The organism is Haloferax litoreum, from assembly GCF_009674605.1.
In the GTDB taxonomy this organism is placed as follows: domain Archaea; phylum Halobacteriota; class Halobacteria; order Halobacteriales; family Haloferacaceae; genus Haloferax; species Haloferax litoreum.
Window position 1 is genome coordinate 2,733,986 of record NZ_WKJO01000001.1, and the last position, 15,836, is coordinate 2,749,821.

The window sequence follows — 15,836 nt, forward strand, 5'->3', positions numbered from 1 at the left end:
GTGAGGTCAGTCGTCTGCGGGACTCGCCGGTGCGTCCCCTGCTCCCGTCGCGTTCCCGGCGAACCCGACTCCTGCGAGCACGAAGGCGAACAAGACGAGTGGCGAGAGATAGCCGAACAGGTAGTACGGGGCGTACGAGAGCGTCGCCACACCGAGGACGCCCGACATGTACGCGCCGCCTGCGTGCCACGGGAGGAGTGCACCCGTCGGCGTCCCGGCGGATTCGATGGCCTGCGAGAGGTCCGAACTGTCGAGGCCGAACTCGTCGTAGGTGTTCCGGAGCGTCATGCCCGGCACGACGATGCTCATGTACTGTTGGGCGGTGAGCGCGTTAGTCAGAATCGCGGAGACACCAGTGGCGGCGACGAGCGACCCAGTACTCCGAACGCCGCGTTCGAGGCGGTGCGCGAGGACGGCGAGGACACCCGTCTGTTCGAGGAGACCACCGAGGGTTAGCGCGGCGACGACGATGGCGATGGTCCACGCAGACCCGGAGACGCCGCCGGCGGCGAGGAGACTGTTGACGAGGTCAGACCCCGTCTCGGGGCTGGTTCCGCGCATGAAGACTTGCCACGCCGTGACGAACGTGGTGCCCTGAACGAGGAGACTCGTGAAGGCACCAGCGAACGCGCCGGCGAGGAGGACGTTGAGTGCCGGATAGCCGGCGGCGGCGAGGCTGAAGGTGACCGCGAGTGGGAGGAACGCGAGGAGTGAGATGTTGTACGAGGACGCGAGTGCGGTCTGAATCTCGTTGATTTGGCCGGCGGGAATCGACCCAGAGAAACCGAGGCTGAGGACGACGAACCCGACGACAGAGAGACCGAACGCGAGCAGCGTTCCGTTGCGCATCGCGCGGATGTGCTCGTAGAGGTCGGTGTTCGTCACCGCCGCGGCGAGGTTCGTCGTGTCCGAGAGGGGCGACTGCTTGTCACCCGCGTACGCGCCGGTGAGGATGGCACCGGCAGTCATCGGTTCGGGGACGCCGAGTCCAGACCCGATGCCGATGAACGCGACACCGAGTGTCCCGACTGCCGTCCACGACGACCCGATGGCGAACGTGGTGACGCCGACGAGGATGGCCGTCGCCGGCAGGAAGATTTCCGGCGTGAGCAGGTCGAGACCGAAGTACATCAGCGTCGGAATCGTCCCGGCGGAGACCCACGTCGCGACGACGCCGTAGATGATAAACAGGATGAGGAGCGCTTGCAGACCCATCGAGAGGCTTCGCTCGATACCCTCGTAGAGGTCCGTCCACGTGTAGCCCCAGACGTATCGGCCGAGGAGGCCGACGAGTGCGATACTCCAGATGAGCGGGATGTGCGGGTCGAGTTTCAATACAGCGGACCCGATGCCGAGGAACGCGACGAGACCCAAAACCGGAACCAGCGCCTGCAGGAAACTGGGGCGCGTCTCCGGGGAGAGGTCCTCGAACGACCGCGGCGTGTAACTGTCTGTTCTCATCGTACCTCAGCAAATAACTTTGGAGCATAAAATTGTGTCGTGTTATGAATCAAGAGCATTGTTATGCAGTCACGTAGTTAGAATTGACAAGTATATTAGTCTCAGTAATACAATATCGTCGGACTGTTCACGATTGTGGACAGGTCCGAATCTCAGAACGTGTCAACGAGGAAAAGTTCAATGCCCGTCGCGCGCGAGAAGTAACGATATGGTCCTCGACGAGTTCTTCTTGTTTCCCCTCGGGCTCGTGGCACTCCTCGGCGTCGTTCCACTCATCGTCCTCTACTTCCTGCGACCGGAACCGACGCGCCGAGTACTGCCCACGTTCCGGTTTCTCGCAGAATCTGCTGGACGAAGTGCGACGAACCCCCTCTTCGACAGATTGCTTCGGAGTCTCCTCCTCCTCATCCAACTGCTCGCTATCGTCGCCTTGGTCGCATCGCTCGCGACGCCGTACGTTCTGGTTCCGGAGTCCGAGACGGTCTCCGAGACAGTCGTCGTCCTCGACACCAGCGCGAGTATGGCCGTGCAGGACGGGGGTGGAACGCGATTCGACCGTGCGCTCGGTGCTGCACGTGACGAAGTAACCGGAACCACCTCCATCGTCGCGGCAGGGTCGACTGCCGACGTGGTGGTTCGGCGGGGGAGCGGAACCGACGCACGTGCAGCACTCGATGGCCTCGGCGTAACTGCCGTTCCGGGGGACCTCCGCACGGCGATTACGACGGCGACGACGATTGCCGGCGAGGACTCGCGTATCGTCGTTCTCAGTGACTTCGCAGACGACTCACCGTGGGAAGAGGCCGTCCGTGAGGCCCGTGCACGGGGACTCGTCGTCGAACTCCGCCAGTTCGCCGGCGGCGGCGCGAACAACGTCGGTATCGTCGACCGGCAGTTCTCGGGGACGAACGTCACCGTGACGGTCAAAAACTACGGCGATAGCCCGACTAGACGGTCGCTCTCGCTCGCTGGGGCCACAGAGCAGGTCGAACTCGACGCAGGTGGCGTCGCGACGGCGACGCTCCCAGTTCCTCCGGGTGGAGGCCAAGTCCAACTCTCACCGGGTGATGGGTTCCCGACCGACGACAGATTGTACGTCGCCGCACCGGAGGACGCATCGATAGACGTACTCGTCCTCACGAACGACGAGAACCGATACCTCACGGCGGCGTTGTCGGTCATCCCAGAGGTGTCGCTGACGGTCGACAACCCACCGACGAGCGTCTCGTCGTCGTACGACGTCGTCATCTACAGCAACGTCAACCCCGGACGCCTGCTCAGGGGGAACGTCGATGCGGGGCGTGCCGTGCTCGCAGACGGCGGTGGCGTCGCGATACAGGCCCAAGAAGAGACGCCCAATTACGGTGACCTCCTCCTCGTCGCCCCCGAACGAATCGGTACGACACCGACGGTTCGGTCTGTCGAGGAACACGACGTAACCCGTGATATCACGTTCCCGCCACCGACCGAATACGTCGTCGGGGACCTCCGTGACGGAGAGTCACTGGTGACCGCGACCGATGGAACGTCGCTGGTCGCCATCTCTGACCGCGGTGACGGTCGAATCGTCTACTACGGGTTCATAGAAGAGCAGTCTGCGTTCAAGTTCAACTACCAGTACCCGGTGTTCTGGAAGCGCACCGTGTTCTACCTCGCCGGACGCTCGACACTGACCGAACTCAACCGGCCGACTGGGGGGTCACTCGGCGTCAGTCCGAACCAGACAGTCGAGACGCCGACCGGTCCCGCATCCGGGCCGGAGATTCGACTCGACGACGCCGGATTCTACCGTGTCGGTGACGAACGGTTCGCGGCATCGCTCCTCAGCGAATCGGAGTCGGACGTGGTCGCACCGTCGCTGACGGACGAAGCCGCGCCCGACGATTTCCCGACGAGAGTCGAAGAACGACTCGTTCCCGACCCGTTGACCGAGTGGGTCGTCTTCGTCGCTCTCGGCATCACGTTCCTCGAACTCGTCTACCTACGACAGCGGGGTGACCTCTGATGACGTTCGTCGCGTGGACGACCGAACTGGGTGACATCACGCTCGGACTGTCGAGGCCCCTGTTCCTCGTCGCCTTCCCAGTCGCCGTCGTCCTCACGTGGTTCCTCATCTTCGGCCGTGCGAACGGGACCGCTGGAACGCGGTCACGGCGCTTGCTGTTCGCCTCGCGCCTGTTCGTCGCACTCTTGCTGGTCGTCGCCGCCGCAGGTCCGTACACGATTACGACCAGAGAGACAGACGGCGACCCACGAGTGACGCTCCTCGTCGACGAGTCCGACAGCATGACGGTGTCGTCCAGCATCGCAGAACAACTCGCAGAAGACATCGAAGACGAGGGGATTCCCGTGACTGTCTCGACTATCGCCCGCGGCGACGAATCCGCCCTCGGCGAGGCGTTGGCCGCAAACCTCCGACCGGAGGGGACAGTCGTCCTCGTCTCCGACGGACGGGTGACGAGGGGGCGAAGTCTCGGGTCTGCCGCCTCCCTCGCGAGCGACCTGAACGCGACGGTGAGCGCGGTTCCCCCGACGACGAGCGACCGTGAACAGTACGTCTCGGTGAGTGGCCCGTCGAAGACGAGTGTCGGCGTCGACAACGCGTTCCTCGCGCAGGTCAGTGGTATCTCCCCCGACGGTCCGTCTGACGTCGAACTCGTCGTCGAAATCGACGGCGAGGAAGTCGCCCGCGAGACTGTCCAGTCGTCGGGTGGCATCCAGTTCACTCGGACGTTCAATTCGACCGGTGTCCACCGAATCACCGCTCGAATCGACAGCGACGACCAGTTCGACCGAAACGACGTGTTCCGGAAGACGGTCCGCGTCGTCGAACCGCCGAAGGTACTCTACGTCTCGCGGAGCGCCTACCCATTCCGGTCGTACCTCTCTGAGTTGTACGAAGTCGACACCGCAGACCAGGTCCCCTCGGACCTCTCGCGGTACCACGCCGTCGTCCTTCAGGACGTTCACCGAGACGATGTCGGCGACGTGGACACACTCCAGCGGTTCGTCATCGACGGTGGTGGTCTCCTCGTCGTCGGTGGTCGCAACTCGTTCGAAAACGGTGAGTACGACGGTTCCAGTCTCGCGTCGATGCTCCCGGTCACGACTGGTGAAGGTGCGTCGCAGAGTACGAACCTCGTCTTCGCCATCGACGTGTCCGGGAGCGCCGAGTCCGGCATGCGCGTCCAGAAGAGCGTCGCGCTCAACGCACTCGACCAACTCGGCGACGAGAATCAAGTTGGCATCGTCGGGTTCAACTACCGCGCGTACGAGGTTGCGCCGCTTCGCCCGATTGGACCGAATCGAGAGTCGACTGCCGACCTGATTCGTCGCCTCGAATCTGGCGGTGCGACGGACATCGCTGTCGGACTTCGGGGGGCAGAACAGCAACTCGGCGAGCGTCGCGGGACGGTCATCCTCATCAGCGACGGTCAGGACCGGTTCGAAGACGCGGCAACCGTCGCCGACCAACTCGGCCGCAACGACATCCGCGTCATCGCTATCGGGACCGGACCGAGTCCGAACGAGAAGACGCTCCGTGAAATCGCCCGCGCGTCTGGCGGGAGTTACCTGCGCGCCGACGAGACGAATCGCCTGCGAATCCTCTTCGGCGGTGCTGACCGCCAGTACGCCGGCGACGGGTTGACCATCGTCGACCAGAACAACTTCGTCACCGCTGGGGTGGAGTTGACCGCGAACCCGGGCAACGTCAACGACGTGTCGATGCGTCGTGGAGCGTCGTTCCTCGTCGCGGCAGACGACGGGACGCCCGCGGTGGCGACGTGGCGCTACGGACTGGGCCGTGTGGCGACCATCACCTCCTACGGGGGCGATGGGTCGCTCGATGGACTCCTCAGTCGGCCTGACTCGTTGTTGCTCACGAAGTCGACGAACTACGTCATCGGTGACCCTGAGCGAAAAGCCGGGGGCGTGACGGATGTGAGCGACACCCGCGTAGGGTCGCCCGTCACCGTCGTCTACCGCGGAGAGGCACGCCCCGAAGCGACGGAGAACCTCTCGTTTTCGACGGTCGGTCCCGGCGTCTACGAGGCGACTATCGTTCCGACAGAACAGGGCTATCAGGACGTGCTCGACAGCGCGTTCGCGGTCAACTACCCCGTCGAGTACGGCGGATTCGGCACGTCACCAGCACTCGAAGCGGCCGTCGCCGACACTGGCGGCCAACTGTACAGCGAGAACGAAGCCGCCGAAATAGCCACGTCTGCGCGCGACAATGCGTCGGGTGTGAAGCCCGTTCGCGACGACTGGGCGAGATACCTCGTCCTCAGCGCCTTCCTCGTGTACCTCGGAGAGACCCTCCTCCGGCGTCTTCAAGTGTATCGGGGTCGAACCCAAAGTGAAGGTGGTTTGATATGAGTTCCATCGGCCGGTCCCTGAACCTCGGCCTCGTTGCCCTCGTCGTCCTCCTCACCGCTGGAACCGTCGGTGCGACGATGTTCTACCAACATTCCGTCGACACGCTCGACCAGCAAAACGAGCAGTTGCGGGAGCAAAACGAAGCGTTAGAGACTGACCTTTCACAGACCAGACAGAACCTCTCGGTGGCCAACGAAGAACTGGCCAACCTGAACGATAGCCTCGAACGGACGCGCGGCGACGTGTCGCAAGTCTCGACGAACCTCGAAGACACCGAGGCGAGACTCGATTCGACACAGACCGAACTCGAGTCGACTCGTGCGGTACTGACGCAGACTGAAGAAGAACTCAGTACCTCTCGGAACCGTATCGATGCACTCGTCGCCGACTTGAACGACCGGAGAGCGATTCAGGAGCGACTGGAGACCGAACTCAGCACGCTCGAACGGGTGAACGAAGACCTGGAATCGGCGAACGACAACCTCGAATCCCAAATCGACAACCTCGAAACCGACGTCGAACTGCTTGGAGCGGAAATCGACCGCCTCGAACAGCGTGTCGACCGCCTCGAATCAGACCTTCAATCTGCGTGTGCGGCCATCGAGGGCGACAAACCCCCTGCGTGTGATGGCGTCTGAATATCCCTCCTCCGACGACCCGAACGCCTCACCGTCAGCGACTGCTGCCGACCACCGTGCCAAGATGGCCACTGCCGTCGCCGACGTTCGACGCGAGGTCAAGAAGGCCGCAGTCGTCCCGAGTATCGTCGATGCCGCAGCGGTGACACTTCTCGCAAACGTCGTGTTGCGAGTCGTCGAGCTGCCGTTTTCGGACTCGCTCTCACTCGCGCGACTCCCCGTCGTCGACACGACTGCGATGGTCCACGTGGCCGTCCCAATCGCACTCGTCCTCGGACTCCTCGTCGCCGTCGCCGAGTACACACTGCGGATGTGGGAACCGCCAGTCGAACAGTTCGAGCAGGTCAACCCGTCGGTGGCCGAAGCCTTGCGGACTGCCCGCGATACGATGTCGTCCGACACCACCTCGGAGATGACGCTCGCACTCTACGACGACGTTACCACTCGGCTGAAGTCGACGTCGTCAGTGGAGTTGCTCCCGACCCGACGTGTCTTTTTGACGCTGGTGTTCGCACTCCTGCTCTCGGTTGCGAGCATACAGGTCGCTATCGAGGACATCCAACTCGACGTGCCCGGTGGACAAGCAGGCGACGGTGGGAACGAACTCGACGCGCAGGACCCATCGACCGAACTCCAGAACGGGAGTGCAATCCTCGGGGACCCCGAAGACGTGACCGCCGGGTCCGAAGAACTCAACGCGACGCTGTCCGGGGTGAGCGGTGGCAGTGACGACCCGAGTTCGTCCGCGGCGGCTTACGACTCGACTGGATTCAGCGGTGAGTCTGGCGTCGAGAGTCAACGCGCTGGCTACCTCGAAGACGACACCCTCGAAGAGGCCGAACTGATTCGCAACTACACCCTCAAGATACGTGACCAAGACGATGAGTGACGAACACAACTGGAATCCCGCAGACGACGCCGAAACGAAACTCTCGGACGATATCGACCGAGCGAACACGACTCTCGAAGACCTGACCATCGAAGACCTCCAGTCGAGCGTCGCGTCGGTCACAGACGAAGTCGGAAAACGAATCATCGGACAGGAAGACGTCGTCGAACGACTCTTGGTCTGCGTCCTCTGTGACGGTAACGCGCTCCTCGAATCCAACCCCGGCCTCGGGAAGACGACACTCGTGCGGACCCTCGCGGCGGCGACCGACCTGCAATTCTCGCGCGTCCAGAACACGCCCGACCTGATGCCGTCCGACATCACCGGGACCGAGATTATTCGGGAGACGCCGGAGGGCCGAGAGTTCGTCTTCGAGCGCGGGCCAATCTTCGCCAACGTCGTCCTCGCCGACGAGATAAACCGCGCGACGCCGAAGACCCAGTCCGCGCTCCTCGAAGCGATGCAAGAAAAGCAGGTGACGGCCGCCGGCCACACCTACACGCTCCCCAGACCGTTCTTCGTCCTCGCGACGCAGAACCCCATCGACCAAGGTGGGACGTACCCACTTCCGGAGGCACAGACCGACCGCTTCCTGATGAAAATCCTCGTCGATTATCCGGACTTCGACGACGAACGGACTATCGTCAAGCAGTACGCAGAAGGTGCGGTCCTCCCCGATGTCGAACGCGTGCTTCCGCGGATGCACCTCCTCGCCGCCCAAGAACTCGTCCGAAAGGTCCCCATCGCCGACGACATCCGCGACCGAACCATCGAGTTGGTCCGGCGGACCCGAGAAGACGAGGCAATCGAATTCGGTGCCAGTCCCCGCGCGAGCATGGCACTCGTCCTCGCCGCGAAGGCGCGAGCCTTCGTCAACGGTCGAACGTACGTCTCGTGGGAAGACGTTGCCGAGATGGCGGCACCAGTCATTCGACACCGCATCATCCTCGACTTCCGCGCGGAACGCGAGGGCCTCACGCCCGACGACGTGGTCCAGCGACTGTTGGAATGATAGACCCCGACTTCCTCGACGAACTCGACCGATTCGACACGGCGCTGAAGCGTACCTCGAACGCACCGCTTCAGGGCGACCAGCAGTCCCCAGACGTGGGTGAGGGCCTCACCTTCAGCGACTACCGGCGGTACGTCGCGGGCGACGACCCTCGACTCATCGACTGGCGAGTCTTCGCTCGAACAGAGGAGTTGTTCATCAAGCGATTCGAGGCAGAACGAAACCTGACCCTGCACGTCCTCCTCGACGCCACGGCGTCGATGGATTTCGGCGACGGTGACCGCAACAAGTTCGAGTACGCCGCGAAACTCGGTCTGGGCTTTTGTCACCTCACGGCCGAGGACCACAACGACTTCCAGTTCTCCCTCATCGGCGAGTTACCCGACCGAATCGACACCGACACCTCGACACAGGGTGAGGTGCTTCGACTCGTCGACCACCTGAACCAGACGACACCGAGTGGCGACGGCGACATCAAGACGGCCCTCGAAGCGTACGCCGACACGATTCACTCGCGTTCGCTCGTCCTTGTCGTCAGCGACTTCCTGTTCGACCCCGACGACATCGCGGACGGACTCGGCGCACTCTCCCGAAACGACGTGCTCGTCGCACAGGTACTGACGCCCGAAGAACTCGGGCCGGCGACGACTGGCGACGCAATCTTCGAAGACCCGGAGTCCGACGAGACGCGACGGACCTACTTCGGCGGGACGGCGGCACGACGCTACGGCGACCGACTCCGTGACCACCTCGACGCCGTCGACGAACGGTGCCGTATCCTCGGCGTCGAACGCGAACTAATCGATACGGGCAGCGACTTCTTCGACACGTTTGCGAGACTCTGGCTCGGTGCTCGACTCGGCGGCGAGCGTCGTGTCAAGCGATGACGACCGTTCCCACTCTGCACCGCGGTCGGTCTCGCCGCGGACGGCGCGCTTTTCACGACTGGAACTGACCACTCTCCTGTGACGGATACGCAGGAACGTCGGGTCGTCGGCCTCGTCGCCGGGTCGCACGTCGTCAACCACGCCTACTTGGTCGCGCTCGCGCCGGTCATCGGTGCCGTCGCGGCGGAGTTCGACGTGAGCATCGCGGCAGTCGGCCTCGCAATCGGCGTCCAAGGGGGCGTCGTGACGCTCTTACAACTCCCGTTCGGGTACCTCTCTGACACCAAGAGTCGCACGCTCGTCCTCGCCATCTCGCTCGTCGTCGGGACACTGGGCATCGTCGCGACGGCGTTCGCCCCGACCTATCGATGGCTGTTGGTCTCGCAGGCCCTCCTCGGTGTCGGTATCGCGGGCCACCACCCTGCGCACTATCCACTCCTCGCCACCGCCTCGTCGGAGACGAATCGCGGCCGCGCGTATTCCTTGCACGCACTCGGCGGGTCGCTCGGGTTCGCCGTCCCGTACGCAATCGCGGCGGGAACCGACTTCCTCGGCTTCGACTGGCGCTGGGTCATCGGCATCGTCGCGGTCCTCGGCGCGGGGTTCGCACTCGTCGCACTCCCGGTCGCCCGCGGGTTCGCACCGCGAATCGCCCGACCGGCAACGCCCGAACAGCCATCGTCTCGCCCGTCCCTCGCGGGTGTCCGCCGCGGTGCGCTCGCACTCGTTAAATCGTCCGGGTTGATGGGTCTCGCCCTGCTGTCGTTCCTCACCTCGGCGGCGGCGTGGTGTATCAGGACGTACTCCCCGCAACTCCTCTCCGACGGGTATGGTCTCGCACCCGGCACCGCGAACCTCCTCGTCTCCGGGATGCTCGTGACCGGTGCGGGAATGATTCTTCTCGGTGGCACGCTCACCGACCGAATCGGCCCCGGAGACGTTGCGCTCGGTGGCTACGCGGCACTCGCCGGCCTCGCAGCACTCCTCGCCAGTGGGTCGCTCCCGCTCGCACTTCTCGTCTTGGTACTCCCGTTCAGTGGGACGATTAGCGTCTCCCGGCCGGCACGCTCGACGCTCGCCGACCGACTCTCCGAGCGGAGTGACCTCGGCAAGAACTTCGCCGTCGTCACTATCGGCATCTCGCTGGGCGGTGCCATCGCCCCGCCCGCCTTCGGGGCACTCATCGACCTCGGGAGCGTCGAGGCGGCGTTCGGCGTCGTCGCCGTCCTCGGCGTCGTCTCACTCGGACTCACGCAGTGGTTGCTCGGGCACGTCGATGGGTCGGCGAGAGACCCAGAGGCCGCCGCGAGTGACTAGCGCTGCGCTCGGTCCGAATCCGCCTGAGGAAAGTCGCTGGGACGAACACGGCGAGTGGTGAAACCGTTGCGAGTGCTCTCACCCGATTAGTTTCTCTGTGGACGTTCGTGACGGGAAGAATCCATTACTAAGCCACCTCTCGGCGTCTGTTCTAGTGGTGGTAGAGATGGCGACACTTACCGAGAAGGAACAACAGAACAGGGAGACAGCACTTCGAGTGGCAGAAGAACTGTGGAACAAGCGCGACTACGGCATCGTGGACACCGAGTACGACCCTCTCATCGAGATGCATACGTTCTCCGAACCGGACGCAATCGTCGGGGCGCAAGCAGTCAAAGACTTCGCACAGAAGTACCACGACGCGTTCTCCGACTTCCACGTCGAACTGTACGACCTGCTGGCCGTGGACGACCACGTCTACGCGCGGTACCACATGACCGGGACGCACGATGGGACACTCGTAACCCCGTCCGGGGATATCCCGCCGACCCACCGCAAGATGGACACGTGGGGACTCGTCGAATCACGCTTCGAGGGCGGACTCTGTGTCGAAGAGTGGAACAGCACCGATCAGATGACGCTTATGCGGCAACTGGGCGTCGTGCCCGAGTGACCGCCGTTCTGGTCGGACGTGTTCATATTTCTATTCGCCTTCGTCTTTCATGACAGCAAGAATACACAATTATGTCGACACCTCGCGTCTGTACGACTGGTGACAACTGATGGCTGAACTAACCGAACAGGAACAAACGCACCGCGAGATGTCGTTTCGAATCATCGAAGAGTTGTGGAACAAGAGGAACTACGACATCGTCGACGTCGAGTACGACCCACTCGTCGAGGCGCACGTGTTCTCTGAACCGGAGGGAATCGTAGGGATACAGGCAGTGAAAGACTGGGCGAAAAAGTACCACGACGCATTCTCGGACTTACACGTTGAAGCGTTCGACGTGAAGGCGGTAGACGACCACGTCTATGGGCGGTATCGCCTGACTGGGACACACGATGGAACGCTTCACAGCGCACGAGGCGACATTCCAGCGACGAACAATACGATGGATACGTGGGGACTCTACGAGGTTCGCCTCGAAGGAGGACTCGTCGTCGAAGAGTGGAACAGCACTGACATCATGACGATGATGCGGCAACTCGGCGTCGGTCCGGAGTGAACACTCTTCGAACAGTCTTCTTTTGAAAAATGGTCGTATCCTGCTGAGCGTCGTGACTCAGCCTGACCACTCGCCGCCCACGTCGTCGGCGACTGCATCGCGCCACATGCCGAATCCCTGTTGGCAGATTGGACTCTCGTCGATGTGGTCGATGAAGCCTGCGCCTGCGCTCTCTAGTTCGGCGAGGCAAAACGGGCACCGAGTCGGGTCGTCCCACGTGTGTGCGATGACCGAGGGGGACACTTCCTGAGACATGTCTACTCATATGCGATAATACTTGATAAATCTATGTTCTTTTTGGGTTTTTAGAAACAGAGTATTATTCACCCAACGAATTTGTGTTCGAGTATTCAGTCCCTAACGGTGGGCTGTCTTCGAATCGTAACCCTATACCTGCTTCCCACCCGGTACTCGAACGGTGACCTCTCCGTGAACTACATCTCGTGGGCAGTCGTCGCACTCGGCGCGTACTCCCTCGTCGCTCCGTTGATGAAAGTGGCGACGACCGGACAGGGAAAGATTCCGAGCGACGTTGCCGCCCTCATCGCGAACGGCGTCCTCGTGGCGGCGACCATCGGTGTCATCGTCGTCTCCGGACAGAACGTCTCGGACTCGGTCGTGAGTTCGAAACTCCCGTACGTGCTCTTCGCCGGTGTCTGTCTGGCCGTCGGCATCCTCTCGTACTATCGGGCGTTGGCACTCGGCCCCGTCTCTATCGTCGCCCCTATCTTCGGGATGTTTCTGGCCCTCTCGTCGGTAGTCGGTATCGTCGCCCTCGGCGAACCCGTCACGATTCGGAAGGCGGCAGGTATCCTCTTCGCCGTCCTCGCCGTCGTCCTCGTCTCCGTCGAGTGAGTGGGTTCCGTCTCCACGGGCCAACGGCTTTTGGTTCTCGCGGGCTAACCTCGGCGTATGGTACTACTGGAATCCGACTCAGAACTCGAACGCGGTGACGGCGCGCCCGACTTCGAACTGCCGGGCACCGACGGCGAGACGTACTCACTGGAATCGTTCGCCGACTACGACGCCCTGCTCGTCGTGTTCACGTGTAACCACTGTCCCTACGCGAAGGCGAAGTTCGAAGAACTGAACCACCTCGCCGACGCCTACGACAACCTCGCCGTGGTCGGCATCAATCCGAACGACGCAGACGAGTACCCTGACGACTCGTTCGACCGGATGAAAGAACTCGTCTCCGACGGCACGATTCAGTACACCGCTTACCTCCGCGACGAGTCACAGGAAGTCGCCGCCGAGTACGGCGCGGTGTGTACGCCAGACCCGTTCCTCTTCGAGAACATCGGCGACGGGTTCGAACTCGTCTTCCACTCCCGCATCGACGACGCGATGAGTCCCGACGACGAGGTGACGGCCTACGAGATGCGCGAGGCAGTCGAAGCGGTCCTCGCCGGCGACGACATCCCTGTCGACGAATATCCGTCGCAGGGCTGTTCCATCAAGTGGAAAGACGAGTGAGACCCGTCAGTTCGTGAGAAACCGTTACTCGTCGTCGAGAAGTGCCTCGCGGGCGTTCTCGACCGCTGCCTCCTTCTTCGCCGGGTAGGCTTCGACCTTCGCGCGGAGCGTCAGACCGCCACCACGGCGGGCCTCGCCTTTGAACGCGGCCTGCTTGTCCAGTCGCAAGAAGAACTCGGTGTTCTCCGTGACTCGGTCGTCGAGTTCGTCCAACAACCCTTCGAAGTCGGGGAGTTCCCGAATCTTCGAGAGGATGTGGCGAACGTCGTCTGCTCGCTCGGCGCGTGCCGAGAAGACGACGATTCTGTCGCCGTGGTGGCCGGTACTCTCCATCCGGTCTATCTCGAAGTCGTCGGGGAGGAAGGTCCGAAGCGCCTCCTCGACCCGCTTTTCGTCTTCTGTCTCGTAACAGAACGCTCGTAGGTCGACGTAGTGAAACGGAACGCGTGGCATTGTAAGGGTCTTTTCGGAGGCGGCGGTGCGGTCGGCTTACGCTTCGTCTTCGTCGACTGCTTCGAGCTGGTCTTCTGGGATGCCGACTTCCTGACCCTCGTCGAAGCTAATCGTGTAGGTCGGTTCGCCGAACATGCTCTCGATGACCTGCGTGACCGTTCCGGTCTCGCCGTCGAATTCGCTGTGCTGGTCGTGCAGGATGACTTTGTCGTCTTTCTCGAAGCTCATAGAGACAGGTTCCGCCCCGCCGAATAAAAGGGCGATGGTTAGCCGCGAGTCCGTCGTCGCGGGCGGGCGTGGCGACACCGTTCCAGCGACGTGTCGAAGCCGATTTGTGAACCCACGTCCAACTGCGCGTATGCGGAGTCGTCTGCTCGCACACCGACCGCCGGACGGAAGTCGATGACTGTCGACGACCTGTGGTTTCTCGCCGACCAGGCACGACAGCGGGCCGAACAGGCGTATCACCGCCTCCGACGGAATCACACTGATTTTCTCGAACCGGTCCACACGCGGCGCGTCTCACGCGAGCGGTTTCGAACACTCGCGACGCGTGTCAAGTCGACGGGGACCCCCTACGGCGCGCACACTGTCGTCCGCCGCGGTGACGACGAGGTCCTGTTAGTTCGCCACGAGGGCGTCGATATGTGGGTCCTCCCCGGCGGCGGCGTCGACGAGGGTGAGGGCTTCCGAGAAGCAGCACGGCGAGAACTGGTCGAAGAAGCGGGCATCACCGCCGACTACGGCGGGTTGGCGATGGCGACACGAGTCGATATTCGGTGCGGCGGCCACCAGACGTGGGGTATCATGCCCATCTATCGGGCGCGGGCCGAGGGCGAATCGACTCCATCGGCCGACGACCCCGACGGCGAAATCTCTGCGGCACGGTGGTTCTCCGTCGATAACGTGCCCGCCGACACCCGCGACAGAGCGGACCTTCGGGCGTGGTTCGACCACGTCACCGACGACTGACCGGTGGTTCGACCACGTCGTCAGTCGGTGGTGTCGTCGGTGACGTGCTGACCCCAAAAGCCTGGATACTTCTCGACGGTGAGGTCACCCAACACGAGCGTCTGGCACGCCAGTCTGAGTCCCGTGTCCCGGTCGTGCGGAGGGAAGCGAAGTCGCAATCGCTCTTTTTTCGTCCGGTAGGTGACGGGTCCACGAATGCGGACGGCACAGGTCCCACAGGACCCGCCGCCGCGACAGTTGAACCACGTGGAATTCCCGTTGTGGGGGGATTCACCGGCTGCTCGAAGCACGTCTCGGAGGACGGCTCCTCGTTCACACGAAATCTCGCGGCCACGAAATCGGACGGTCGGCACGTCTGTCGGGAGGAACTACGCTGATTAATCGGTATCGTTCTGCGCGCCACCGACGGTTCGGTCGGTCGGTCGTCCCCGGTGAGTCTAAGTACGACACATCCCTCCGTCAACGTATGCGACAGACACGACGCGCGTATCTCGCCGCGACGGCGGGTGCGTTGACCCTCGGCACCGCGGGGTGTCTCGGCGGGTCTGGCGGTTCCGGTAGTGACGACGGTTCCGTCGCTGCCGTTGGTTGTGACGTCCCCGAACGAGAGACGGTCGACTCCCTCCCGACTCCGCAGATGGGTCCCGACGACGCCGCTGTCGTCGTCGAGGGATGGGAAGACTTCGCGTGCCCCCACTGTGCGACGTTCAGTCTCGAAGTCCTCCCCAAACTCGAATCGGAGTACGTCTCCGAAGGCATCGTCGCGTACCGCCACCACGACTTCCCGATTCCGGTCGACGAGTGGTGGTCGTGGGTCGGTGCCTCCGCCGCCCGTGCGGTTCAAGACGAAGCCGACGACGCGACGTTCTTCGACTTCTCGCACACGCTCTACGAGAACCAGTCCACGTTCCGTGGGAGTGACGACGAAGAGGCACTCTCGACCCTCCAGGACTTCGCCGACGACGCCGGCCTCGATGGCTGTTCTATCGTCGCCGCCGCCGCACGCGAGCGGTACCGTCCCCTCATCGAAGCAGAGCGAGAAGACGCCGTCGAGGACCGCGGGTTCCAAGGGACGCCGACCATCCTCGTCAACGGCGAACAGGTCGCCCCTCGATGGGAAGACCTCAAATCGGCTATCGAGAACGCCCGATAAGCCCGATTCGAGGCGTACACTACCTCTCG

18 protein-coding genes are annotated in these 15,836 nt (G+C 62.8%); 13 read left to right on the forward strand and 5 right to left on the reverse strand.

Going from position 1 to position 15,836, the window contains the following annotated elements:
- Positions 1 to 6: 6 nt before the first annotated feature.
- Entirely contained in the window at positions 7 to 1,461 is a 1,455-nt protein-coding gene (gene arcD, locus GJR96_RS14120) for an arginine/ornithine antiporter ArcD (RefSeq protein ID WP_151163514.1), read from the reverse strand.
- A 208-nt stretch (positions 1,462 to 1,669) separates the two neighbouring features.
- Between arcD and GJR96_RS14125 the strand changes: the two genes are divergently transcribed.
- The 9 genes from GJR96_RS14125 (at position 1,670) to GJR96_RS14165 (ending at position 11,753) form a co-directional block, all read left to right on the forward strand.
- Entirely contained in the window at positions 1,670 to 3,466 is a 1,797-nt protein-coding gene (locus tag GJR96_RS14125; RefSeq protein ID WP_151163515.1) for a vWA domain-containing protein, read from the forward strand.
- Positions 3,466 to 5,841, forward strand: coding sequence for a vWA domain-containing protein (locus GJR96_RS14130; RefSeq protein WP_151163516.1), 2,376 nt, complete (start codon positions 3,466 to 3,468; stop codon positions 5,839 to 5,841). The genes GJR96_RS14125 and GJR96_RS14130 overlap by 1 nt, the downstream gene beginning before the upstream one ends.
- Positions 5,838 to 6,479, forward strand: a complete 642-nt coding sequence (locus GJR96_RS14135; RefSeq protein WP_151163517.1) for a chromosome partitioning protein — start codon at positions 5,838 to 5,840, stop codon at positions 6,477 to 6,479. The genes GJR96_RS14130 and GJR96_RS14135 overlap by 4 nt, the downstream gene beginning before the upstream one ends.
- A complete protein-coding gene (locus GJR96_RS14140; RefSeq protein WP_191965869.1) occupies positions 6,469 to 7,368 on the forward strand; it encodes a DUF7502 family protein in 900 nt (299 codons plus the stop codon). The genes GJR96_RS14135 and GJR96_RS14140 overlap by 11 nt, the downstream gene beginning before the upstream one ends.
- Positions 7,361 to 8,380, forward strand: a complete 1,020-nt coding sequence (locus GJR96_RS14145) for an AAA family ATPase (RefSeq protein WP_151163518.1) — start codon at positions 7,361 to 7,363, stop codon at positions 8,378 to 8,380. Before GJR96_RS14140 ends, GJR96_RS14145 begins: the two co-directional genes overlap by 8 nt.
- Positions 8,377 to 9,267: a DUF58 domain-containing protein gene (locus GJR96_RS14150; RefSeq protein ID WP_151163519.1), complete on the forward strand. Its 891-nt coding sequence runs from the start codon at positions 8,377 to 8,379 to the stop codon at positions 9,265 to 9,267. The genes GJR96_RS14145 and GJR96_RS14150 overlap by 4 nt, the downstream gene beginning before the upstream one ends.
- A gap of 78 nt (positions 9,268 to 9,345) precedes the next feature.
- Positions 9,346 to 10,584, forward strand: coding sequence for an MFS transporter (locus GJR96_RS14155; RefSeq protein ID WP_151163520.1), 1,239 nt, complete (start codon positions 9,346 to 9,348; stop codon positions 10,582 to 10,584).
- Positions 10,585 to 10,750: 166 nt separating this feature from the next.
- Positions 10,751 to 11,197, forward strand: coding sequence for an ester cyclase (locus GJR96_RS14160; protein ID WP_151163521.1), 447 nt, complete (start codon positions 10,751 to 10,753; stop codon positions 11,195 to 11,197).
- A gap of 109 nt (positions 11,198 to 11,306) precedes the next feature.
- Entirely contained in the window at positions 11,307 to 11,753 is a 447-nt protein-coding gene (locus tag GJR96_RS14165) for an ester cyclase (protein ID WP_151163522.1), read from the forward strand.
- 57 nt (positions 11,754 to 11,810) lie between these two features.
- Here the strand turns inward: GJR96_RS14165 and GJR96_RS14170 are convergent, their stop codons facing one another.
- The gene (locus GJR96_RS14170; protein WP_151163523.1) at positions 11,811 to 12,008 is read right to left on the reverse strand and encodes a DUF7501 family protein; all 198 of its coding nucleotides are present in this window, start codon (positions 12,006 to 12,008) and stop codon (positions 11,811 to 11,813) included.
- 174 nt (positions 12,009 to 12,182) lie between these two features.
- Between GJR96_RS14170 and GJR96_RS14175 the strand changes: the two genes are divergently transcribed.
- Positions 12,183 to 12,608: an EamA family transporter gene (locus tag GJR96_RS14175; RefSeq protein ID WP_151164061.1), complete on the forward strand. Its 426-nt coding sequence runs from the start codon at positions 12,183 to 12,185 to the stop codon at positions 12,606 to 12,608.
- Positions 12,609 to 12,665: 57 nt separating this feature from the next.
- Positions 12,666 to 13,229 (forward strand): thioredoxin family protein, encoded by a 564-nt coding sequence (locus GJR96_RS14180; RefSeq protein WP_151163524.1) that lies wholly within the window; start codon positions 12,666 to 12,668, stop codon positions 13,227 to 13,229.
- Positions 13,230 to 13,253: 24 nt separating this feature from the next.
- On the opposite strand, the gene GJR96_RS14185 is transcribed toward GJR96_RS14180, so the two are convergent.
- Both GJR96_RS14185 and GJR96_RS14190 read right to left on the reverse strand, forming a co-directional pair.
- The gene (locus GJR96_RS14185; RefSeq protein ID WP_151163525.1) at positions 13,254 to 13,682 is read right to left on the reverse strand and encodes an RNA-binding protein; all 429 of its coding nucleotides are present in this window, start codon (positions 13,680 to 13,682) and stop codon (positions 13,254 to 13,256) included.
- Positions 13,683 to 13,718: 36 nt separating this feature from the next.
- Entirely contained in the window at positions 13,719 to 13,910 is a 192-nt protein-coding gene (locus tag GJR96_RS14190; protein WP_151163526.1) for a DUF1918 domain-containing protein, read from the reverse strand.
- Between the two features lie 174 nt (positions 13,911 to 14,084).
- Between GJR96_RS14190 and GJR96_RS14195 the strand changes: the two genes are divergently transcribed.
- The gene (locus tag GJR96_RS14195) at positions 14,085 to 14,654 is read left to right on the forward strand and encodes an NUDIX hydrolase (protein WP_151163527.1); all 570 of its coding nucleotides are present in this window, start codon (positions 14,085 to 14,087) and stop codon (positions 14,652 to 14,654) included.
- A 20-nt stretch (positions 14,655 to 14,674) separates the two neighbouring features.
- Here the strand turns inward: GJR96_RS14195 and GJR96_RS14200 are convergent, their stop codons facing one another.
- Positions 14,675 to 15,007, reverse strand: a complete 333-nt coding sequence (locus tag GJR96_RS14200) for a 2Fe-2S iron-sulfur cluster-binding protein (protein WP_151163528.1) — start codon at positions 15,005 to 15,007, stop codon at positions 14,675 to 14,677.
- 113 nt (positions 15,008 to 15,120) lie between these two features.
- Here GJR96_RS14200 and GJR96_RS14205 point away from each other — a divergent pair, with 113 nt between their 5' ends.
- Positions 15,121 to 15,807 carry a thioredoxin domain-containing protein gene (locus GJR96_RS14205; RefSeq protein WP_151163529.1) on the forward strand — a complete coding sequence of 229 codons (687 nt, stop codon included), beginning with the start codon at positions 15,121 to 15,123 and terminating at the stop codon, positions 15,805 to 15,807.
- Positions 15,808 to 15,836 lie beyond the last annotated feature (29 nt).

Excerpts from the sequence above, each read along its gene's own strand:
- arcD (WP_151163514.1), bottom strand. The coding sequence starts at position 1,461 with ATGAGAACAGACAGTTACACGCCGCGGTCGTTCGAGGACCTCTCCCCG.
- GJR96_RS14125 (WP_151163515.1), top strand. The coding sequence starts at position 1,670 with ATGGTCCTCGACGAGTTCTTCTTGTTTCCCCTCGGGCTCGTGGCACTC.
- GJR96_RS14130 (WP_151163516.1), top strand. The coding sequence starts at position 3,466 with ATGACGTTCGTCGCGTGGACGACCGAACTGGGTGACATCACGCTCGGA.
- GJR96_RS14135 (WP_151163517.1), top strand. The coding sequence starts at position 5,838 with ATGAGTTCCATCGGCCGGTCCCTGAACCTCGGCCTCGTTGCCCTCGTC.
- GJR96_RS14140 (WP_191965869.1), top strand. The coding sequence starts at position 6,469 with ATGGCGTCTGAATATCCCTCCTCCGACGACCCGAACGCCTCACCGTCA.
- GJR96_RS14145 (WP_151163518.1), top strand. The coding sequence starts at position 7,361 with ATGAGTGACGAACACAACTGGAATCCCGCAGACGACGCCGAAACGAAA.
- GJR96_RS14150 (WP_151163519.1), top strand. The coding sequence starts at position 8,377 with ATGATAGACCCCGACTTCCTCGACGAACTCGACCGATTCGACACGGCG.
- GJR96_RS14160 (WP_151163521.1), top strand. The coding sequence starts at position 10,751 with ATGGCGACACTTACCGAGAAGGAACAACAGAACAGGGAGACAGCACTT.
- GJR96_RS14165 (WP_151163522.1), top strand. The coding sequence starts at position 11,307 with ATGGCTGAACTAACCGAACAGGAACAAACGCACCGCGAGATGTCGTTT.
- GJR96_RS14170 (WP_151163523.1), bottom strand. The coding sequence starts at position 12,008 with ATGTCTCAGGAAGTGTCCCCCTCGGTCATCGCACACACGTGGGACGAC.
- GJR96_RS14180 (WP_151163524.1), top strand. The coding sequence starts at position 12,666 with ATGGTACTACTGGAATCCGACTCAGAACTCGAACGCGGTGACGGCGCG.
- GJR96_RS14185 (WP_151163525.1), bottom strand. The coding sequence starts at position 13,682 with ATGCCACGCGTTCCGTTTCACTACGTCGACCTACGAGCGTTCTGTTAC.
- GJR96_RS14190 (WP_151163526.1), bottom strand. The coding sequence starts at position 13,910 with ATGAGCTTCGAGAAAGACGACAAAGTCATCCTGCACGACCAGCACAGC.
- GJR96_RS14195 (WP_151163527.1), top strand. The coding sequence starts at position 14,085 with ATGACTGTCGACGACCTGTGGTTTCTCGCCGACCAGGCACGACAGCGG.
- GJR96_RS14205 (WP_151163529.1), top strand. The coding sequence starts at position 15,121 with ATGCGACAGACACGACGCGCGTATCTCGCCGCGACGGCGGGTGCGTTG.